This is a genomic window from Phenylobacterium aquaticum, assembly GCF_947378715.1.
Taxonomy (GTDB): Bacteria; Pseudomonadota; Alphaproteobacteria; order Caulobacterales; family Caulobacteraceae; genus Phenylobacterium; species Phenylobacterium aquaticum_A.
Window position 1 is genome coordinate 1 of record NZ_CANCLE010000072.1, and the last position, 19,051, is coordinate 19,051.

The following is a 19,051-nucleotide window of genomic DNA, read 5'->3' on the forward strand; positions in this document are numbered from 1 at the left end:
GCCTCCGGCGCGCCGGTTCCGAACACATAGCGGTCGGGCCGCACCAGCACGGCTAGGGCGTCTCGCGCATCCAGCCAGGCGATCAGCGCCGGGGCGAGATGGATGAGCGCCGGATCATCGAGCGCGACCACCCGGACGCCCTGCGGCCCGGGGCTTGCGACGCCGCGCGTGATCAGCCAGGCGTCCGGCCCCAGGACATCGTCGAGCCGCTCGGTTCCTGCTGGCCCCTGGCTCCAGGGCTGCGGGAAATAGGCCCCTGCGCCGGCCGACCCGGCCAGGATCGCGCCCGCCTCGAAGGCGGCAGGCGCCGAGGGCGGGATCGGCGGCGCGCCGGCCGCCTGGGCCGCCAGCATCTGGGCGTCGCGGGCGGCGACCTCGGCCGGATCGGTGGCGCAGACCACCCGGCCCATGCCGATGGCGAGCTGGATCAGGGCCCGCACATGCGGGTCGCGTTCGGCCTGGTAGCTGTCGAGCAGGGCGGCGTCAGCGTCATCCTGGATCACGGCTGCCAGCTTCCAAGCCAGGTTGGCGGCGTCGCGGACGCCCGAGCACATGCCCTGGCCCGCGAAGGGCGGCATCTGGTGCGCGGCGTCCCCGGCCAGCAGGACGCGGTCCGATCGCCAGGTCTGGGCCGCCAGGCCATGGAAGCGGTACACCGCCTTGCGCTCGATCTCGAGGGGACCACAGTCCCAGGCTTCGATCAGGGGGCGGATGAAATTGTCGTCCAACACCTGCTCGGCGGTCTCGCCGGGACGCAGCATGAACTCCCAGCGATGGCGGCCAGGGCCCATCAGCACGCAGGTGACCGGCCGGACCGGATCGCAGATCTGCAGATTGATGTCCGGCGTGCGGGCGTCCGGCGGGACGATGGCGTCCACCACCAGCCAGGGCTCGTCGAACCGGAAGTCCTCGAGGCCGATCCCCAGGGTCTCGCGCACCCAGCTGGAGGCGCCGTCGCAACCGACCAGATAGCGGGCGCGTACCATCTGCTCGCCGGCCGGGCTCGACAGGCGCGCGCTGACCCCGTCGTCGTCCTGTTCCAGGCCGAGGAAGCCCCAGCCGAGCCGGATGTCGGCCAGGGGCGAGGCGGCCAGGATCGCGCGCAAGGCATGCTCGGCCGCCGGCTGGTTGAACATATAGCCGGTGGCCCAGCCGGAGGGGCTGCGGTCGACCGGCAGATCGAAGCGCATCAGCACCTGGCCGTCAGCGGCGCGGAACTCATAGGCCGGGGCCGGCCGGGCGTGCAGGCCAATGGCGTCGGCCACGCCGAGCGCCTGGAACACCCGCATGATCTCGTGGTCGAAATGGGCGGCGCGGGGAAGGGGATAGACCTCGGTCGAGCGATCGATCGCCATGACCTTCACCCCGGCCCGGACCAGCAGGGCCGCCAGCGCCGCCCCGACCGGACCCAGGCCGACCACCAGGACGTCGCAGTCGACGTCGCTAAGGGTTCGAGGACTCATGGCGCGACCGTCAGGGGCTCCAGCGCACACGGATTGTCGATGGCGCCCAGGCCCTCGATCTCGATCCGCACATGGTCGCCGGGTTGCAGGAAGCGCATCGGCTTCATGGCCGCGCCGATGCCGCCGGGGGTGCCGGTGAAGATCAGGTCGCCGGGTTCCAGGGTCATGGCCTGGGACAGATGGGCGATCTGGTCCCAGACCGAGAACACCAGGTGGCGGGTGTTGGAGGTCTGGCGCGCCTCGCCATTGACCTCGCAGCGGATGCCGAGGGCGTGGGGATCGATGATCTCGTCGGCGGTGGTGATCCAGGGGCCGAAGGGTGCGTGGCTGTCGAAGGACTTGCCCAGCGTCCATTGTGGCGTGCGGTGCTGCCAGGCGCGCTCAGTGGCGTCATTGCCGACGCACCAGCCGAACACCGCGGATGGGGCGTCGCCAAGGCCGATGTGGCGCCCGCCCTGGCCGATCACGGCCACCAGCTCGGCCTCATAGTCGACGGCGGGGGAGACCCTGGGGATCTGGATCGGATCGAAGGGGCCGCTGGCGGAGGTGGCGGCCTTGGCGAACCAGATCTGGTGTTCCGGCGTCCCCAGACCGCTCTCGGCGATATGGTCGGCATAGTTCAGGCCGATGGCCATGATCTTGCCGGGCCGGGGGATCGGGGCCTGAAGCCGGACCTCAGCCAAGGGCAGGGTCTGGGCGGCGGCCTCGGCGATCTTGCGAACCTCGGCCTCAAGGCTCGGCCAGCCGGCGATCAGGTCGATCATCCCAGTCGGCAGTCCGGGCGCGATGCGCGAGACGGCGACGACGCGGTCGCCCTGGACGACGCCAAGTTCTGACGCGCCGCCGGCGGTGAAGGTCGCGAGTTTCATGGCGATGTCCTTGGGCGATCAGAAGCCCGGTTGCGGGAAGGCCTGGCCCCACTGAACGCCCAGCAATTCCTGGGGTCCGTTGATCGCGGGCGGGTCCTCGGCGGTGAACAGATCGCCATCGGTCCAGTGCTCCAGCGGGTGGCCGAAGGGATCGAACCAATAGTCGAACACCTGGCTGCCCAGGATGTGGCGCCCCACGCCCCATTGGGGTGTCGCGCCTGAGGCCTTCAGATGCGCGTGGCCGCGCATCAGGTCGTCGAGGTCTCGGACCTCGAAGGCGGCGTGATTGAAGCCAGGGCCCTTGGGATTCTGCAGCAGGAACAGGGTGTGGTGGTCGGTCAGCGTCGTCCCCCGGTCGCAGCGCAGGAAGGCGCCGAGCGCGAAGTCCGGGCCCAGCCGGATCTCATCGGAGGTCAGGAAGCCGAAGCGGTCCTTGTACCAGCGCTCGGAGGCGCGGAAGTCGCTGACGTCCAGCACCGCGTGACCGAGGCGCAGGACCTGGGCGGGACCCGCGCCCGTGCGCTTGACCTGCCGCTGGCGGGGCCGGGAGTCGGCGGTGTTCCAGGGGGTGACGGCGGCGAGCGGCAGGGGCTCGACTTGTGTCTGGCCGGCCACGACCTCGACGAGGTTGCCGTCCGGATCGGTCAGGCGGACGACCTGGCCGCCGCCTGGGGCGTCAAGGGCCTCGACCGTCGCGCCGGTCTCTCGCGCCAGGGTCTCGAGGTCCGCCGGGCTCTCGGCGCGGAGGCCGAGCGCCTTGAAGCCGGCCTCGCCGCGCTCGGTGACATGAACAAAGGGCGCGGTCCCGGCGCCGCGGAAGAACAGGCGGTCGGGCGCGCCGGCCGCCCGGCTCAGGCCGAAGGTCTCCAGGAAGCCCGACATCAGGTCCAGATCAGGCGCGGCGAAGCGCACATGGGAGATGTCCTCGATCCGGATCATGGCGGGCTCCAATAAATGACTAAATGGTCAAATCTCATAAATGGACGGCATCGTCAAGGTGCGCCCCAAAGCATAGTTTTTCGCCATCTGGGGGCAAATGCTCTGGGAGATTCAAAATGACCTATTAGTCACTCACTTGCCAAGTGCGCCAAGGCCGTCGCACTATCGGCCCCATGACCCCGCGCCCGATCTCGCCGTTCGTAGCCCAAGATATCCGCACCCTGATCGATGGCCAGGCCCACCGCCGGGGCAGCCACCCCTTCCTGATCTGGGAGCCCTTCGAGGGAGAGGGGCGGAGCTGGAGCTATGCCGACTTCGCGGTCGCCGTGCGCCGGTTCGCAGCGGGTGTGCAGGCCCGGGGCGGCAGGCCCGGCGAGCGGGTCATCGTCCACTTCGACAATTGCCCGGAGAGCCTGATCGCCTGGCTGGGCTGCGCCTATGCCGGCCTGGTCCCGGTCACCACCAACGCCAAGTCCTCGGTGGACGAGCTCAGCTATTTCGCCAATCACAGCCGGGCGATCGGTGGGGTGACCCAGCCGAGGCTCGCCGCCGATCTCGACCGGGCCGCGCCGCAGCTGGGCTGGCTGGCGGTCTCGGCCGATGACAATGGCGCTGCGTCCGACGCTGTCCTGCCTGCCCGGGCCGAATCCTTCGCGGCGATCGACGCCGATCCAGCCGGCCTTGCCGAACGCCCACATGATCCGATGGCCCCGTTCGGCATCCAATATACCTCGGGCACGACGGCGCGGCCCAAGGCCGTGCTGTGGACCCATGCCAATGCGCTCTGGGGCGCGCGGGTCTGCGCGATGCATGAGGACCTGCGACCGGACGATGTCCATCTCGTCTACCTGCCGCTGTTCCACACCAATGCTCAGGTCTATTCGGTGATGGCCGCCTATTGGGCCGGGGCCAGCGTGGTGCTGCATCCCAGGTTCTCGGCCTCGCGGTTCTGGCCGACCTCGCTGAAGTGGGGCTGCACCTGGACCTCGATGGTGCCGTTCTGCCTCCAGGCGCTCGCGACCCAGCCGATTCCGGAGACGCACAGCTATCGCTTCTGGGGCAACGGCGTTTGCGCGCCGCGCACCGACGCCCTGTTCCGGGTCAAGACCATCGGCTGGTGGGGCATGACCGAGACCATCGCCCATGGGACGGTCGGCTCGGCCCTGCATGACGACGCGCCGATGTCGATGGGGCGACCCTCGCCGGCCTACGGCATCCATGTGCTGGACGCGCAGATGAAGCCGGTAGGCCCGGGCGAGACCGGCGATCTCTATGTGGAGGGCGTGCGGGGCGTCTCGCTGTTCGCGGAATACGCCGAGGACCCGGAGGCGACGACCAAGGCCTTCACGGCGGATGGCCTGTTCATCACCGGCGATAGGGTGCGGCTGGGCGAGGACGGGTCGCTCTATTTCGCCGACCGCAGCAAGGACATGCTGAAGGTGGGCGGCGAGAATGTCGCCGCTTCGGAGATCGAGCGGGTGGTGGCCCAGACGTCGGGCGTGCGCGAGGTGGCCGTGGTCGGCCGTCGCCACCCGATGCTGGACGAGGTCCCGGTCGCCTTCGTGATCCCGCTCGACCCGACCGACCTGGGGTTGCCAGAGCGGGCCATGGCCCTGTGCCGCGAGACCCTGGCCAGCTTCAAGCAGCCGCATGAGATCCGGCTGGTGTCCGAACTGCCGCGTGCGACGCTTGAGAAGATCGCCAAGGCCGAGCTTCGGGCGATCCTGGCGGCGGAGGCGGTCTAGGCCGACCGGCGGATGAGGTCGTCGGCGGCCTGGGCGGCGGTGCGCTCGGCCTCGTCGGCCGGAACTCCCAGGCCCTTGAGCAGCAGGCCGCAGAGCTGTTGGGTGATCGGCAGGGCCACGGCGGCGTCCTCCAGGGCGCGCGCCATGGCGACCTGGGACACACCCATGATCAACAGCATGCCGGACTCGGTGGTGGCCAGGTTGAACCGCCCCTGGCTCAGACCGGCGGCCAGGTCGTCCAGGACGCCGCTGTTGAGCCGCGATGTCAGAGCTGTCCGGGCGGGTTGGACCCGCAGCAGGATGCGGACGCTGCGCGGCTCATCCAGGGCGTAGCGGACATAGGCGCAGACGCCCCTGACCACCCGCCGCGCCGGGTCCTCCACGCCGGCGTTGGCGGCTGTGACCAGGGCCTCGATCCGCAGGCGGATGGCGACCATGATCTCGCGAACCAGGCCGTCCCGATCGTCGAAATGATTATAGAAAGTGCCCTTGGCGACCTTGGCCGCGCGGACGATGTCGTCGATGGCCACGGCGTCGACGGGCTGTTCGGCGAACAGTTGCTCGGCTGCGACCAGCAAGGCCTGGCGGGTGCGCGATCGCCGTCCTTCCACCGCCTGGGCCGTCACGTCTGTTCCCTTGTCGCCGCGCAGATTCGTCTGAGTTTAGCGGCAAATGAGCGGGCGCGCGCGGCGATGCGCGGTTTGGTGGGCCGGGGCGGGCCAGATGCTCGTCAGAACCCGCCCCGGTCGCGTCGTCAGGGGTGGGGGAGGCCCTGGGACGCAGCCACCGCAGGATGGACGACCCGTCCAGCCTGGATGTTCAGACCCGGGGCGAAGCCGGGGGTCTCGGCGAGCGCGCGTTCCACGCCCATGTCGGCCAGGGCCAGGACGTAGGGCGTGGTCGCCGCGCCCAGGGCATAGGTCGAGGTGAGCGGTGCGGCGCCCGGCATGTTGGCCACGCAATAGTGGACCACCCCGTCGACCACATAGGTCGGGTCCACATGGGTGGTGGCGTGGGAGGTCTCGAAGCAGCCGCCCTGGTCGATGGCCACGTCGACCAGCACCGCGCCCTTGCGCATCAGCTTGAGGTCTTCGCGCTTGACCAGCTTGGGCGCCGAGGCGCCGGCCACCAGCACGCAGCCGATCACCAGGTCGGCGGTCGGCAGCAGTTCCAGCAGGGCGCCGCGCGAGGACAGCACGGTGCGGGCGCGGCCCTCGAAGTGGGCGTCCAGCATGGCCAGGCGGGCCGGGGAGATGTCCATGATGGTGACGTCGGCGCGCATGCCGACGGCGATCTCGGCGGCGTTGAAGCCGGAGACCCCGCCGCCCAGGATGATCACCTTGGCCGGGGCCACGCCGGGCACCCCGCCCATCAACAGGCCGCGACCGCCGGCGGGGGCCAGCAGATAGGCCGCGCCGACCTGGGCGGCCATGCGGCCGGCCACCTGGCTCATGGGGGTGAGCAGCGGCAGGCCGCCGCGCTCGTCGAGGATGGTTTCATAGGCGATGGCGGTGCAGCCCGAGGCCATCAGCCCCTTGGTCTGTTCCGGATCCGGCGCCAGGTGGAGATAGGTGAACAGGGTGTGGCGCGGGGTCAGCAGGGCGATCTCGGAAGATTGCGGCTCCTTGACCTTCACGATCAGGTCGGCGGCGGCGAACACCGCCGGGGCGTCGGCGACGATCTGGCCGCCCGCATTAGCGTAGTCGGTGTCGGTCAGGCCGACGCCAGCGCCGGCGCCGGACTGGACGAAGACCTCGTGGCCGTGGGCGACGAGGGTGGCGACCACGGCGGGGGTCAGGCCCACGCGGCGTTCAAGCGGCTTGATCTCAGTGACGGTACCGACGCGCATGGGGTCTCTCCGGGCTTCGACTATCACCAGACTAGGCCCGGCGGCCGGAAAAAACTTTGAAATTACCGTGTTCGGCTTAAGGAGTTTGGCAAGATTTCACCGCATCATGGCTATCCGATGGTGAAATCTTCAGTCCAACTGGATTCAGTCGACAAGAACCTGTTGCGGCGGCTGCAGGATCGCGGCCGCGCGACCAACGCCGAGCTGGCCGAAGCGGCGCATCTGTCGGAGTCCGCCTGCTTCCGCCGGGTGCGGGCGCTGGAGACCGAGGGGGTGATCACCGGCTATGCGGCGACGGTCAGTCCCGCCGCGCTCGGCCTGGCGCTGACGGTCTATGTCAGCATCACCCTGACCAGTCAGGCCCAGGACGTGCTGGCCGCCTTTGAACGCGCGGTGTCCGAGGCGCCGGAGATCATGGAATGCCACCTGATGACCGGGCAGGCCGACTACATGATCCGGCTGGTCGCCGCCGACGTCGAGGACCTGGAGCGGCTGCACGCCACCCTGCTGACCCGCCTGCCGGGGGTGGCGCGGATCAACTCCTCGATCGCCCTTCGCACCGTGGTGCGCCGGAGCGCCCTGCCGGTCCGCTGATCGCAGCCCCTTTGTTGACAGCGCTGTCAGACCGCCTAGGGTCCCCGCCAAGGGCGCAGGTGAAGCGCCGATCCGGAGGAGACCAAGGTGCAGACGACGATGACCCCGCAGGGGAGCCCGGCGGGATCCGCCAGCCTCGCCCACCAGAACAAGCTGATCGGGCTGATGATGAGCCTGTTCTTCGCCTTCGGCTTTTGCACGGTGCTGGTGGACACCCTGATCCCCAAGCTGAAGGGCATGTTCCAGCTCTCCTACGCCGAGGTGATGCTGACCCAGTTCTGCTTTTTCCTGGCCTATTTCATCGTCTCGGCCCCGGCCGGCTGGCTCTTGACCAAGATCGGCTATCTGCGGGGCGTGACCCTGGGTCTGCTGGTCATGGCGGCGGGATGCCTGCTGTTCACCCCGGCGGCGATGCTGGGGACCTATCCCGGCTTCCTGCTGGCCCTGTTCATCCTGGCCTCGGGCGTCACCACCGTGCAGGTGGCGGCCAATCCGATGACCGCCAGCCTGGGCGATCCCTCCAAGTCCCATGCGCGGCTGACGCTCGCCCAGGCCTTCAATTCGCTGGCCACCATGATCGGGCCGATCTTCGGCTCGGCCCTGATCCTACGCGGCAATGTCGCCCTGCCGGACCCGGCGACCCTGTCGGTCCCGGCCCTGGCCGCCCTGCGCCGCCACGAGGCCCAGGCGGTGCAACTGCCCTTCATGGGGATCGCCGTGGCCCTGCTGGCGCTGGCCGTGCTCTGCTGGGCGCTGCGGCGCTGGGCGCCGGAGGCCAAGGCCCAGCCGATGGGCGCCACCTTCCGGCTCCTGAAGAACCGCCGCCTGGCCCTGGGCGCGGTGTCGATCTTCGCCTATGTCGGCGCCGAGGTGTCGATCGGCAGCGCCATCGCCAACTATCTGATGAGCGGCCACGTGCTGGGCCTGGCCCCGCAGGTCGCCGGCTCCCTGGTCTCGGTCTATTGGGGCCTGGCCATGGTCGGTCGCTTCGTCGGCGCCGCGGCCCTGCGCAAGCTGTCCCCGGGTCGGGTGTTGACCGGCTGCGCCATCGGGGCGGGATGCCTGGCGGCGGTCTCGGGCCTGTCCACGGGCATGGTCGCGGCGGCCGCCATACTGGCCATCGGCCTGTTCAACTCGATCATGTTCCCGACCATCTTCACCCTGGCCATCGAGGAACTAGGGGAGGAGACGCCGCAGGGCTCCGGCATCCTCTGCCAGGCGATCGTCGGCGGCGCGATCGTGCCGCTGATCACCGGCTTCACCGCTGACCGCGTGGGGCTGAGCCTGGCGCTGTTCGTGCCGGTGGTCTGCTACGTCTGGATCGGCGTCTATGGCTGGCTGACCGCCCGCAGCCCCGCCCATGCGGGCGAGACCCTGGGCGAGGTCCTGGGCTGAACCGGCAAGGTGGGGGCCCTAGGCCTCCACCCCCACCGGGATCACGTGGCCGGTCCGGGGCAGCAGCAGCTTCAAGAGCGGACCGGTCATGATGGTGGTGGCCACCGCCATGATCACCAGCATGGTGAAGACCTTCTGCGGCAGGACGCCCAGGTCGTAGCCGACATTCAGCACGATCAGCTCCATCAGCGCCCGGGTGTTCATCAGGGCCGCCAGGATCGCTGATTCGTCCCGGTCGAAGCCATTGAGCCGGCCGGCCAAATAGACCGGCACGATCTTGCCGAGCACGGCGGCGGCCAGGATCACGCCCAGCCAGACCAGGTCGTCGGCCCCCGTCAGGCCGAGAACATTGGTCCGCAGGCCGGTGAACGTGAAGAACACCGGCAGGAAGAACACCAGTACGAACTGGCCCACCTGGCGGCGCCAGGCGGCTACGAAGGCCCCGTGCGCATGGAACAGGAGGCCGGCTGCGAAGCCGCCGAAAATGGCGAACACGCCGAGCCTGGCTGTGCAGATCGCCAGGCCGAGCACCAGGACCAGTACGGCGGCCATCATGTTGGGGGCAAGCTCACCCTGCTTCAGGGGGAAGACCCTGACCATCCAGGCCGCCAGCGGCGCGAGCGCATAGCGCAGGGCCAGGCCCAGGGCGATCAGTCCGCCCCACTGCAGGGCGAGGCTCAACCCCGTCAGGCGCGAGGCCGCGAAGGCCGATACGGCGGCCAGCAGCAGCCAGCCGACCAGGTCATTGATCGCCGCCGCCGAGATTGCGACCACCCCGATGCGGGTCCGGGACAGATCGAACTGGCGCAGGATCCGGCCGAGGATCGGCACCGCCGTGATGGCCATGGCGACGGCGCAGAACAGGGCGTAGGGCAGGGGATCGCGCCCGGGCGCCAGGGTCGGGGCGGACAGCCAGCCGACGCCGAGGCCCAGCAGCAAGGGTGTCGCCACCGAGGCGGCGGCAATGATCCCGACCGCGCGGCGATTGCGCCCGGCCTTCAGCAGGCCGAACTCGAAGTCCATGCCGATCTGGAACATCAGCAAGGTCAGGCCAATCTGGCTGATCGCCGAGATGGCCGGGGCGGGGTGGGCGCCGAACACCGCGATCGAAGCGGCTGGGAACAGGTGGCCGAACAGGGAGGGGCCGAGGATCAACCCGGCCATGATCTCGCCGATCACCCCGGGCTGTCCCAGCCAGCGGAACAGGGTGTTCAGGGCCCGTGCGGCGCCGATCATGATGATCAGCTGGATGAGCACGAAGACCAGGGCGGCTTCGGAGGCATGCTGGGCGTTCACGGCGCGCTCCTCCGGGCGTGCGCGAGGCCTGGGCCGGCGCGGGCGTGCATCGCCGCGACCAGGGCCCGGTGGTCGGGCAGGTCGGCCAGAGCCCGGCGGGCCACTTCGGGGATGGTCTGGAATTCGCGGCGCGCCTCGTCATGGCGGGTGCAGGCCGGCGCGAAGCCAGCGGGGTCGGTCGCATACTCCATGCCGTACAGCACCCACTGCCAGCTCGAGGTCGGGTACATCTCCAGGTCGGCGATGAAGTCCAGCCGGTGTGGTGGCCTGGCGCGCCACATGGCGAGCTTCTCGCGCAGGGTCTCGGGGATGGACGTCTCGGCCCGGTTATCGCGCCAGAAGTCGGAATCGGCGCGCTGGCTGACGCAGTAGTGCAGCTTCAGGAAGTCGACCACCCGGGCGTAGCGGGCGCTCATATGGGCGTTGAACTGGCGGGCGACAGGAGCGAGAGCGCCGTCGAAGGGGAACAGGTGCCCGATCAGATAGGCGGCGGTTTCGACCAGGCCGATGCCGGAGGACTCCAGGGGCTCGAGGAAGCCGCCGGATAGGCCCACGGCCACGCAATTGCCGATCCACTGGGTCTCGCGATAACCGACATTGAACTTCAGCAGGCGAGCCGACAGCCCCTCGCTTTCCGCGCCGATATAGCCGCGCAGCACCTCTTCCGCGCGGGTCTCATCGGTGTGGGCGGACGAGAAGACATAGCCGACGCCGCGCCGCTCGGGCAGGCCGATGTCCCAGGTCCAGCCGGCCTCGTGGGCGGTGGAGATGGTGTAGGAGGCGATCGGTCGGTCGGGCTCGGCATAGGGCGCCTGGATGGCCAGGGCGCGGTCGACGAACAGGCTGTCGGACACCGACTTGAAGGGCGATCCCAGGGCCGCGCCGATCAGGGCCGCGCGGAAACCCGTGCAGTCGATATAGAGGTCGGCGGTGAGCGTGCCGGCCTCGCGGGTGACGACGCCGCTGATGTTCCCGTCCTCACCGACCAGCACCTCGTCGACATTGGCGTAGAGGTGGGCGACGCCCAGCGCCCTGGCCTCGTCGGCCAGGAAGCCGGCGAAGCGGGCGGCGTCGAAGTGGTAGGCGTAGTTCATCGGCCCCTGCCAGGCCGGATCGGTGATCCGCTTGGGCCCACGATGGGCGTCGGCGACGGTCTTCTGCAGGGTGGCGGCCTGGGCGAATCCCGCCCCGCCGGCGTCGCCCATCAGCCAATAGGGCAGGAGCTCCAGTCCATCCCCGCGATAGCTCGGCGTCGAGAAGGGATGGAAGTAGTGGTCGGCCCCGGGGCTGCCCGGCGGACGCACCCAATGGGCGAACTTGACGCCCTGCTTGAAGGTGGCGTTGCTGGCCTTCAGGAAGGTCGCCTCGTCGGCGCCGATCGCCGAAAGCGTCCCGCGGATCGAGGGAAAGGTGCCTTCTCCGACCCCCAGAATCCCAATTTCCTTTGATTCAACAAGGGTGATAGCCACGCCACCCGCCTGGGTCGCCAAGGTCTTGGCGAGGTAGGCTGCGGTCAGCCATCCAGCCGCTCCGCCGCCCACGATGAGGATCGATTTGACGCTCATGCTAAATTTCCTCCCGGTCCTATGCAGACTTCTCGTTGCACTCTCATCACATTTGGCCTAGGAATGACAGCGCTGTCGGTAAGCGCTGTCAATTTCGGTTGGCCTTACGCAGATCCTGCAGCATCCTGAGTTACGACAACGGCGACCGTCAGCGTACGCCGAGCAATTCATAAGGGGAGAGGCGAACCATGCGAAGGAAACTCGCGTTCTGTACGTCCGCCGCAGCCATCGCGCTGCTGAGCAGCGCCCAGGCGGCCGCTGCTGCGGGAGCGGCCGATAAGGGCGCTCTGGTGGAAGAGGTGCTGGTCACCGGCACCAAGCGGACCACGGCGCTGCAGGACACCCCTGTGGCGATCACCGCCATCAGCTCGGCGACCCTCGAACAGGAGCACGTGAACACCGTCGCCGACGTGACCCGTCTGGTGCCGAGCTTCGCGGCCACCACCGAGGGTGATCACGGCGTCATCACCATGACGATGCGCGGCATCGGCAATGACAGCGCCAAGACCGAATACGCCGACCCCGAGGTGGCGCTGTTCATCGACGGCATCTACACGCCGCGCGCCGAGGGCGCCTCGTCCCTGCTGTTCGACCTCGACGCGGTGGAAGTGCTGCGCGGACCCCAGGGCACCCTGTGGGGCCGCAACTCTACGGTCGGCGCCGTGAACATGCAGACCGCCAAGCCGGTGCTGGGCGACAGCTTCGGCAATATCATGGTCGGCGGCGGCAGCTACGGCCGGGTCGGCGCGCGCGGCGCGGTGAACATTCCGGTCAGCGACAACTTCGCCATCCGCATCGCCTTCGCCAAGGAACAGCACGACGGCTATGTGAAGTACCAGACGCCCAAGCTGCCCTCGATCGCCAGCCAGCAGGCGGCCTATGTCGCCGGCGGCGGCACATTGGCGACCTTCAAGCCGATCAACGCCGGCAACTTCGTCCAGGCCGGGCCCCGCTACGGCGCCCAGGACCAGGCGGCCGTGCGGCTGAGCGCGCTCTACAAGCCCAGCGACGCCCTGTCGTGGAACGTCTCCTACGAATATTTCCAGGACCGTGGCACGCCGGGCATGAACCTCATGCAGCAACCCCGGGCGGGCGAGGACTTCTGGTCGGCCCTGATCGACACGGCGCCCTATCTGCACCGCGACGTCCACGCCTTCCGCAGCAATCTGAGCTGGGATCTCAGCGACAAGATCGCCCTGAGCTATATCGCCGGCTTCACCCGGTTCGACGGCTCCTCGGACTTCGACCAGGATGGCGGCGCCCACTCGCCGACCAGCTTCGCGACCGGGGCGACCTATCAGGAAGATCGCACCAACAACTCGCGCTACACCAACTTCAGCCACGAGGTGTCGCTGAAGTCCAAGGGCGAGAACACTGTCGACTGGATCCTGGGCCTCTATTACGCCTCGGAAGACAACTCGATCCGCTTCGACATCCCGATCTTCAACGGGACCAAGGAGGGCACGGTCGGCTGGCAGGGCTCGTTCATCCAGCCCAAGGAGACGGTGCGCTCCAAGGCGGTGTTCGGCCAGGCCACCTGGCACATGTCCGACCGCTTCCGCCTGACCGGCGGCCTGCGCTACACCGACGATCAGCGGGCCAACAAGGGCGGCACCAACAACGCCTGGGCCTACAACGCCGCCGTGCCTCAGGTGCCGCTGGATCCGGGCACCAACCCGCTGACCTCGCCGTCCTTCACGACCTACCAGCACAATGACGGCAAGTACTCGGACGCCAAGACGACCTGGCTGGGCCGGGCCGACTTCGACGTCACCCACGACTTCCTGATCTATGCCAGCGTCTCGAGCGGCTACAAGTCAGGCGGCCTGCAGGATGGCGGCGTGCCCTATGGTCCAGAGACCCTGATCAACTACGAGATCGGGACCAAGATGACGTTGCTGGATGGTCGCATGACCTTCAATAACGCCCTCTATTACGAGGACTTCCAGGACTTCCAGTTCAGCGCCCCTGTCACCTTCGCGGGCGGCAATCGCGGGCTGGCGACCTCCAACGCCGATGGCGCCAAGGTCAAGGGCTTCGAGTCGGAAATCACCTTCCGGCCGACGGCGAACGACACCTTCCAGGTCGCCGCCGCCTTCCTGAACACCAAGCTCGGCAAGCTGCTGGCGGGCTCGAACGACTATTCGAACCTGGCGGCCTGCCCGGACAAGTCGATCAGCAACCCCTGCATGGACGTCACCGGCCACAAGCTGCCGCACGCGCCCAACGCCGCCTTCCAGGTGGTCTACCAGCACGACTTCGCCCTGCCGAACGGCGGCACCTTCTCGCCCCGAATCTCCAGCCACTTCGAGACCGCCAGCTGGCTGTCGGTGTTCAATGACGGGGCTGGCGACAAGCAGAAGGCCTATCACCGCACGGACCTCAATCTGGTCTATCGGGCGCCGGGCGACACCCCGTGGTCGATCGAGCTGTTCGCCCAGAACCTGGAGGATGGCCGGATCCGGACCAATGCCGGGGTGACCAGCGACAACATCTACACCTCTCAGTACCTCGCGCCGCGCACCGTCGGGGCCAATCTGAAGGTGGACTTCTAGACCGAGAGCGGGGCTGACGCGGCGCGGCTTTCGGCGGCGTCGCGTCACTTCGCGCTCCAGACATCCGAGGGTGGCGTCCCCCCGCCCCGGCCCTCGCGCCTCCAGGCGGCGCGGCTCGCAGATCGCCGCGCCGCCTATCTTTTTTGGGTTCCCGAATGCCGTTGTTCCGTCTCGCCGCCTGCGTCTCCCTTTTGGCCCTGGCCATGGCGAGTCCCGGCGGTCCGGCAGCGGCCGCGCAGGCCCGCTCAGCGGTGGCCCATCCGGCCCTCTGGCCCAGGGCCGCCTCGCCCAAGGTGATCACCGACGCCAGGACCGAGGCGTTCGTCAGTCGACTGATGGCCCGCATGTCGGTCGCCGAGAAGGTCGGTCAGACCATCCAGGGCGACATCGCGTCCATGACGCCGGAGGACCTCAAGGCCTATCCCCTGGGCTCGATCCTGGCCGGCGGCAATTCGGCGCCGGATGGCGACAACCGCGCCCCGGCCGCCAAGTGGCTGGCCCTGACCAACGCCTATCGCGCCGTGGCCCTGGAGCGCCGGCCAGGCCACACACCGATCCCGCTGCTGACCGGCATCGACGCCGTCCACGGCCACAACAATGTCCCCGGGGCGACGATCTTCCCGCACAATATCGGCCTGGGCGCCGCCCGCGATCCGGACCTCATCCGCCGCATCGGCGCGGCGACGGCCGAGGAGGTGGGCGTGACCGGCTGGGACTGGACCTTCGGGCCCACGGTGGCGGTGCCCCGGGATGATCGCTGGGGCCGGACCTATGAGGGCTATGCCGAGGACCCGGAGGTCTCGCGGCTCTATTCCGGGCCGATGACGTTGGGCCTGCAGGGCGCATTGGTCGCCGGCAAGCCACTGGGCCCAGGCCATATCGCCGGCTCCGCCAAGCATTTCCTGGGCGACGGCGGCACCGACGGCGGCAAGGACCAGGGCGATGCGACGCTCAGCGAAAGCCGGCTGATCGCCCTGCACGCCCAGGGCTATCCGCCGGCCATCGACGCCGGCATCCTGACGGTGATGGCCTCGTTCTCCAGCTGGAACGGCGTCAAGCACACCGCCAACAAGAGCCTGCTGACCGATGTGCTGAAGGGCCGGATGGGGTTCCAGGGCTTCGTGGTCGGCGACTGGAACGCCCACGGCCAGGTGCCTGGCTGCTCCACCGTCAGCTGTCCCGCCGCGCTCAATGCCGGGCTCGACATGTACATGGCCCCCGACAGCTGGAAGGGCCTCTTTGAGAACACCCTGGCCCAGGTGAAGGCCGGCCAGATCCCCATGGCCCGGCTGGACGACGCGGTGCGCCGCATCCTGAGGGTCAAGGTCAAGGCGGGCCTGTTCAACGGACCGCGACCGGACGCGGGCCAATTCGATCGCCTGGGGTCTCCCGACCATCGCGCCCTGGCGCGGGCGGCGGTGCGCGAGTCCCTGGTGCTGTTGAAGAACGACGGCGTGCTGCCGATCAAGGCCAACGCGCGGGTGCTGGTGGCCGGCGACGGGGCTGACGACATCGGCAAGCAGTCGGGTGGCTGGACCTATAGCTGGCAGGGGACCGGCAACACCAATGCCGACTTCCCGCATGGCCAGTCGATCTATGCCGGCATCGCCCAGGCGATCGCGGCCGGCGGCGGTCATGCCGATCTCTCCGTCGACGGACAGTTCGCGACAAGGCCCGACGTCGCCGTGGTGGTGTTCGGCGAGAACCCCTACGCTGAGTTCCAGGGCGACCTGCAGACCGTGGACTATCAGCCCGGCGCCAAGACCGACCTGGCCCTGATCCAGCGGCTGAAGGCCCAGGGCGTGCCGGTGGTGGCGGTGTTCCTGTCCGGCCGGCCCCTGTGGGTCAATCGCGAGATCAACGCCGCCGACGCCTTCGTCGCCGCGTGGCTGCCGGGCACGGAGGGCGGCGGGGTCGCCGACCTGCTGGTGCGCCGTCCCGACGGCCAGGTGAACCACGACTTCACGGGCAAGCTTTCCTTCTCCTGGCCCCGGCGCGCCGACCAGACCCCGCTCAATCGCGGCCAGCCGGGCTATGATCCCCAGTTCGCCTATGGCTATGGCCTCAGCTACGCCCACGGCGGCGTTGTTCCGAAACTCTCGGAAGAGCCGGGGGCCGTCGCGGCCCAGGCCAATCTGGACCGTTACTTCGTCGCCGGCCACGCCGCCGCGCCCTGGACCCTGACCCTCGAAGGCGCGGTGACTACCCGGGCGATCGACGCCGGAGCCCAGGAGGACGCGCGTCTCGCCGAATGGACCGGGGCCGGCTCGGTGGCGATCACCGGCCCGGCGGCCGACCTGTCGCGCCAGACCACCGGCGACATGGCCGTGCTGATCCGCTATCGGCTCGACCGACCGTCGACCGGCGCCGTGACCCTCGGCCTCGGCTGCGGCGTCCAATGCGGCGCCAATCTGGACGTCACCCGGCTTATCGCCGCCGCGCCGCTCAGCCAGTGGCGGGCGCTGAAGATCAAGCTCTCCTGCTTCAAGGCGGCGGGGGCGCGGATGGACCAGGTCGACACACCGGTGCGATTGAGCGCCCAGGCGCCGATGTCGCTCGCCTTCAGTGAGCTGCGGCTGGTCACCAACGAGGGCGACGCGGTCTGCCCCTGATCAGGCGGCGGGCGGGGCGGTGGATTTGCGCAGGATCAGTTCGGAGGGAGGCAGATGGCCGACGGCGTCCTGATCGCAGTCGGCGGCGACCTCTCCCTGGATCAGGGCGCGGGTGGCGTAGGTCGCCATCTCCACCAGGGGCTGGCGCATGGTGGTCAGCTGTGGGCGGCTGAACCGCGCGCTGGAGCTGTCGTCGAACCCGGCCACCGAGATGTGCTCCGGCGTCGACAGGCCGGCGTCGGCGATCGCCGACAGACAGCCCAAGGCCATGTCGTCATTGCTGGCGAAGATCGCCGTGGGCCGCGCCGCCAGCGCCAGCAGGCCGCGCGCCGCGTCCACGCCCGACTGGAAGGTGAAGTCGCCGGCGCGGATCCAGTCCGGCGACACGGCCAGGCCATGGGCGGCCATGGCGTCGACGAAGCCCTGCTCGCGGGCGCGGCTGGAGCCATAGCGCCGATCACCCTGCACGAAGCCGATCCGGCGATGGCCCAGGCCGATCAGGTGCTCGGTCATCAGGGCGGCGGCGGCCCGGTCGTCCATCTTCAGGCGCAGGCCTCCGCCGGCGTCCCGCTCGGGGCCCAGGCGGACATAGGGCGTGTGCGACTTCTTCAGCAGGTCGAGCACGGTCTGGTCGTCCGAGCTGGGCGGGGTCAGCAGCACGCCGTCGGGCTTGAGGGCGGCCAGCAGATTGCCGACCTCCTGGCGGACCCGGGGGGTGTCGTGATCGATCAGCTCCAGCAGAAAATGATAGCCCAGCTCGCGACAGGGGCCGGTGGCGCCCAGCTGGATGCGCGACAGATAGTCGGCGCCGCGCTCGCTGCGCCAGTGATCCATGGTCAGGGACGCATCGACGAAGGCGGCGATGACAAAGGACTTCGACCCCGCCAGGCTGCGGGCCGAGAGATTGGGGTGATAGCCCAGGGCCTCGGCGGCGGCGGCCACCTTTTCCCGCGTCGCCGGCCGCACATTGGGCTCGGCGTTCATGACCCGCGAGACGGTCTTGATCGACACGCCCGCCTGGGCGGCCACATCATAGATCGTCACCGACGCCATGGGGTCCTTCCGCTGCGGCTCGCCAAATTGCAGCCTAGCATCCTGGGGGCGTTCGCAAGGCCTGATAAGCTGCAAATGCGCGGGCCGCCGAATCGGGACGATGAGCATTCCGAAGCGAGCGCGCGGATGAGGGGAGGGCGGCCATGACGGCGCGCGAGGCGGGACGACCGGTCGAGCCTGTGGGCCGCGGCTTCATCGGCGGCTACACCCTGGCCCAGGTCGGGGCCTATATCTCCTTCGTACCCCTGTTCCAGGTGCTGCTGCCCCTGAAGGCGGCGGCGCTGGACCCGGCGCACAAGACCCTGCTGCTCAGCCAGGTCGGGCTGTGGGGCGCGGTGGTGGCGGGCCTGGCCAATCTGATCGCCGGCGCGGTCAGCGATCGCACGACCTGGCGCATGGGCCGTCGCAAACCCTGGCTGCTGATCGGCGGGGCCGGCACGCTCGCCGCCTATGGGCTGATCTATCAGGCGCAGGACGCCTTCGCCCTGATGACCGCGGTCATGGTGTTTCAACTGGGGTTCAACTTCCTGTTCGCGGCCCTGCTGGCGGTGATGGCCGACCAGGTGCCGGATGCTCAGAAAGGGCTGGTCTCGGCCATGCTCAGCCTGGGCTATCCGCTCGGTACGCTTGTGGGCACTTCGGTGGTGGGTGGGCTGATCGCCGGCGAGGCCCTGCGCTACATCGCCATCGCCGTGGTGCTGGTGGCCACCCTGCTGCCCTTCACCCTGGCGCTCAAGGATCGACCGGCGGCCCCCGTCGTCCGCGCGCGGCCCAGCCTGGCGGCGCGGTGGAAGGCTTTCGCTATCGACCCCCGGGAGCATCCCGACTTCGCCCTGGCCTGGGCCGGGCGCCTGATGGTGATCCTCGGCTTCGTGGTGGTGCAGGGGTACACCCTCTATTTCCTGCAGGACGTGCTGCACTATTCTCGCCTGTTCCCAGGCCGGACGGCGGAACAGGGCCTGGCCCTGCTGACGGCGGTGGCGGCGGTGGCCAATATCGCCTGCTCCCTGGCGGGCGGGCTGATCTCCGACCGGGTGGGGCGGCGCAAGCTGTTCGTCGCCGCCGGCGCCCTGATCCTGGCCTTCGCCATCGCCGCCTTCGCCCTGGCGCCCAGCT

14 protein-coding genes are annotated in these 19,051 nt (G+C 69.1%); 6 read left to right on the forward strand and 8 right to left on the reverse strand.

The features are described 5' to 3' along the window. From Q7P21_RS11130 to Q7P21_RS11140, 3 genes are all read right to left on the reverse strand, one after another. The coding region (locus Q7P21_RS11130; RefSeq protein WP_304177144.1) for a bifunctional 3-(3-hydroxy-phenyl)propionate/3-hydroxycinnamic acid hydroxylase at positions 1–1,463 on the reverse strand (1,463 nt) is incomplete at its 3' end. After that, positions 1,460–2,332 carry a fumarylacetoacetate hydrolase family protein gene (locus Q7P21_RS11135; RefSeq protein ID WP_304169493.1) on the reverse strand — a complete coding sequence of 291 codons (873 nt, stop codon included), beginning with the start codon at positions 2,330–2,332 and terminating at the stop codon, positions 1,460–1,462. The genes Q7P21_RS11135 and Q7P21_RS11130, both read right to left, overlap by 4 nt. Before the next feature lie 18 nt (positions 2,333–2,350). Then, positions 2,351–3,271, reverse strand: coding sequence for a VOC family protein (locus tag Q7P21_RS11140; RefSeq protein WP_304169496.1), 921 nt, complete (start codon positions 3,269–3,271; stop codon positions 2,351–2,353). A 173-nt stretch (positions 3,272–3,444) separates the two neighbouring features. Here Q7P21_RS11140 and Q7P21_RS11145 point away from each other — a divergent pair, with 173 nt between their 5' ends. Continuing rightward, entirely contained in the window at positions 3,445–5,016 is a 1,572-nt protein-coding gene (locus Q7P21_RS11145; RefSeq protein WP_304169499.1) for an AMP-binding protein, read from the forward strand. Here Q7P21_RS11145 and Q7P21_RS11150 read toward each other — a convergent pair. Together Q7P21_RS11150 and ald are read right to left on the reverse strand one after the other, a co-directional pair. Then, complete coding sequence (locus tag Q7P21_RS11150) at positions 5,013–5,642, reverse strand: TetR/AcrR family transcriptional regulator (RefSeq protein ID WP_304169501.1); 630 nt, start codon at positions 5,640–5,642, stop codon at positions 5,013–5,015. The genes Q7P21_RS11145 and Q7P21_RS11150 overlap by 4 nt on opposite strands. A 128-nt stretch (positions 5,643–5,770) precedes the next feature. Next, positions 5,771–6,865 carry an alanine dehydrogenase gene (ald, locus tag Q7P21_RS11155; RefSeq protein WP_304169504.1) on the reverse strand — a complete coding sequence of 365 codons (1,095 nt, stop codon included), beginning with the start codon at positions 6,863–6,865 and terminating at the stop codon, positions 5,771–5,773. A gap of 117 nt (positions 6,866–6,982) precedes the next feature. On the opposite strand from ald, the gene Q7P21_RS11160 reads away from it, so the two are divergent. Both Q7P21_RS11160 and Q7P21_RS11165 read left to right on the forward strand, forming a co-directional pair. Beyond that, complete coding sequence (locus Q7P21_RS11160) at positions 6,983–7,459, forward strand: Lrp/AsnC family transcriptional regulator (RefSeq protein ID WP_304169506.1); 477 nt, start codon at positions 6,983–6,985, stop codon at positions 7,457–7,459. Between the two features lie 87 nt (positions 7,460–7,546). Beyond that, positions 7,547–8,854, forward strand: coding sequence for a sugar MFS transporter (locus tag Q7P21_RS11165; RefSeq protein ID WP_304169509.1), 1,308 nt, complete (start codon positions 7,547–7,549; stop codon positions 8,852–8,854). An 18-nt stretch (positions 8,855–8,872) separates the two neighbouring features. Here Q7P21_RS11165 and Q7P21_RS11170 read toward each other — a convergent pair whose 3' ends face one another. Beyond that, positions 8,873–10,150 (reverse strand): cation:proton antiporter, encoded by a 1,278-nt coding sequence (locus Q7P21_RS11170; RefSeq protein ID WP_304169510.1) that lies wholly within the window; start codon positions 10,148–10,150, stop codon positions 8,873–8,875. Continuing rightward, the gene (locus Q7P21_RS11175; protein ID WP_304177146.1) at positions 10,147–11,715 is read right to left on the reverse strand and encodes a tryptophan halogenase family protein; all 1,569 of its coding nucleotides are present in this window, start codon (positions 11,713–11,715) and stop codon (positions 10,147–10,149) included. Before Q7P21_RS11175 ends, Q7P21_RS11170 begins: the two co-directional genes overlap by 4 nt. A gap of 188 nt (positions 11,716–11,903) precedes the next feature. On the opposite strand from Q7P21_RS11175, the gene Q7P21_RS11180 reads away from it, so the two are divergent. Continuing rightward, positions 11,904–14,270, forward strand: a complete 2,367-nt coding sequence (locus Q7P21_RS11180; RefSeq protein WP_304177147.1) for a TonB-dependent receptor — start codon at positions 11,904–11,906, stop codon at positions 14,268–14,270. A 203-nt stretch (positions 14,271–14,473) separates the two neighbouring features. After that, a complete protein-coding gene (locus Q7P21_RS11185; RefSeq protein WP_304177151.1) occupies positions 14,474–16,882 on the forward strand; it encodes an exo 1,3/1,4-beta-D-glucan glucohydrolase in 2,409 nt (802 codons plus the stop codon). On the opposite strand, the gene Q7P21_RS11190 is transcribed toward Q7P21_RS11185, so the two are convergent. After that, a complete protein-coding gene (locus tag Q7P21_RS11190; RefSeq protein WP_304171703.1) occupies positions 16,883–17,935 on the reverse strand; it encodes a LacI family DNA-binding transcriptional regulator in 1,053 nt (350 codons plus the stop codon). It lies immediately after the preceding gene. Positions 17,936–18,078: 143 nt separating this feature from the next. Here Q7P21_RS11190 and Q7P21_RS11195 point away from each other — a divergent pair. Next, a partial coding sequence (locus tag Q7P21_RS11195; RefSeq protein WP_304177149.1) for an MFS transporter occupies positions 18,079–19,051 on the forward strand: 973 nt, incomplete at its 3' end.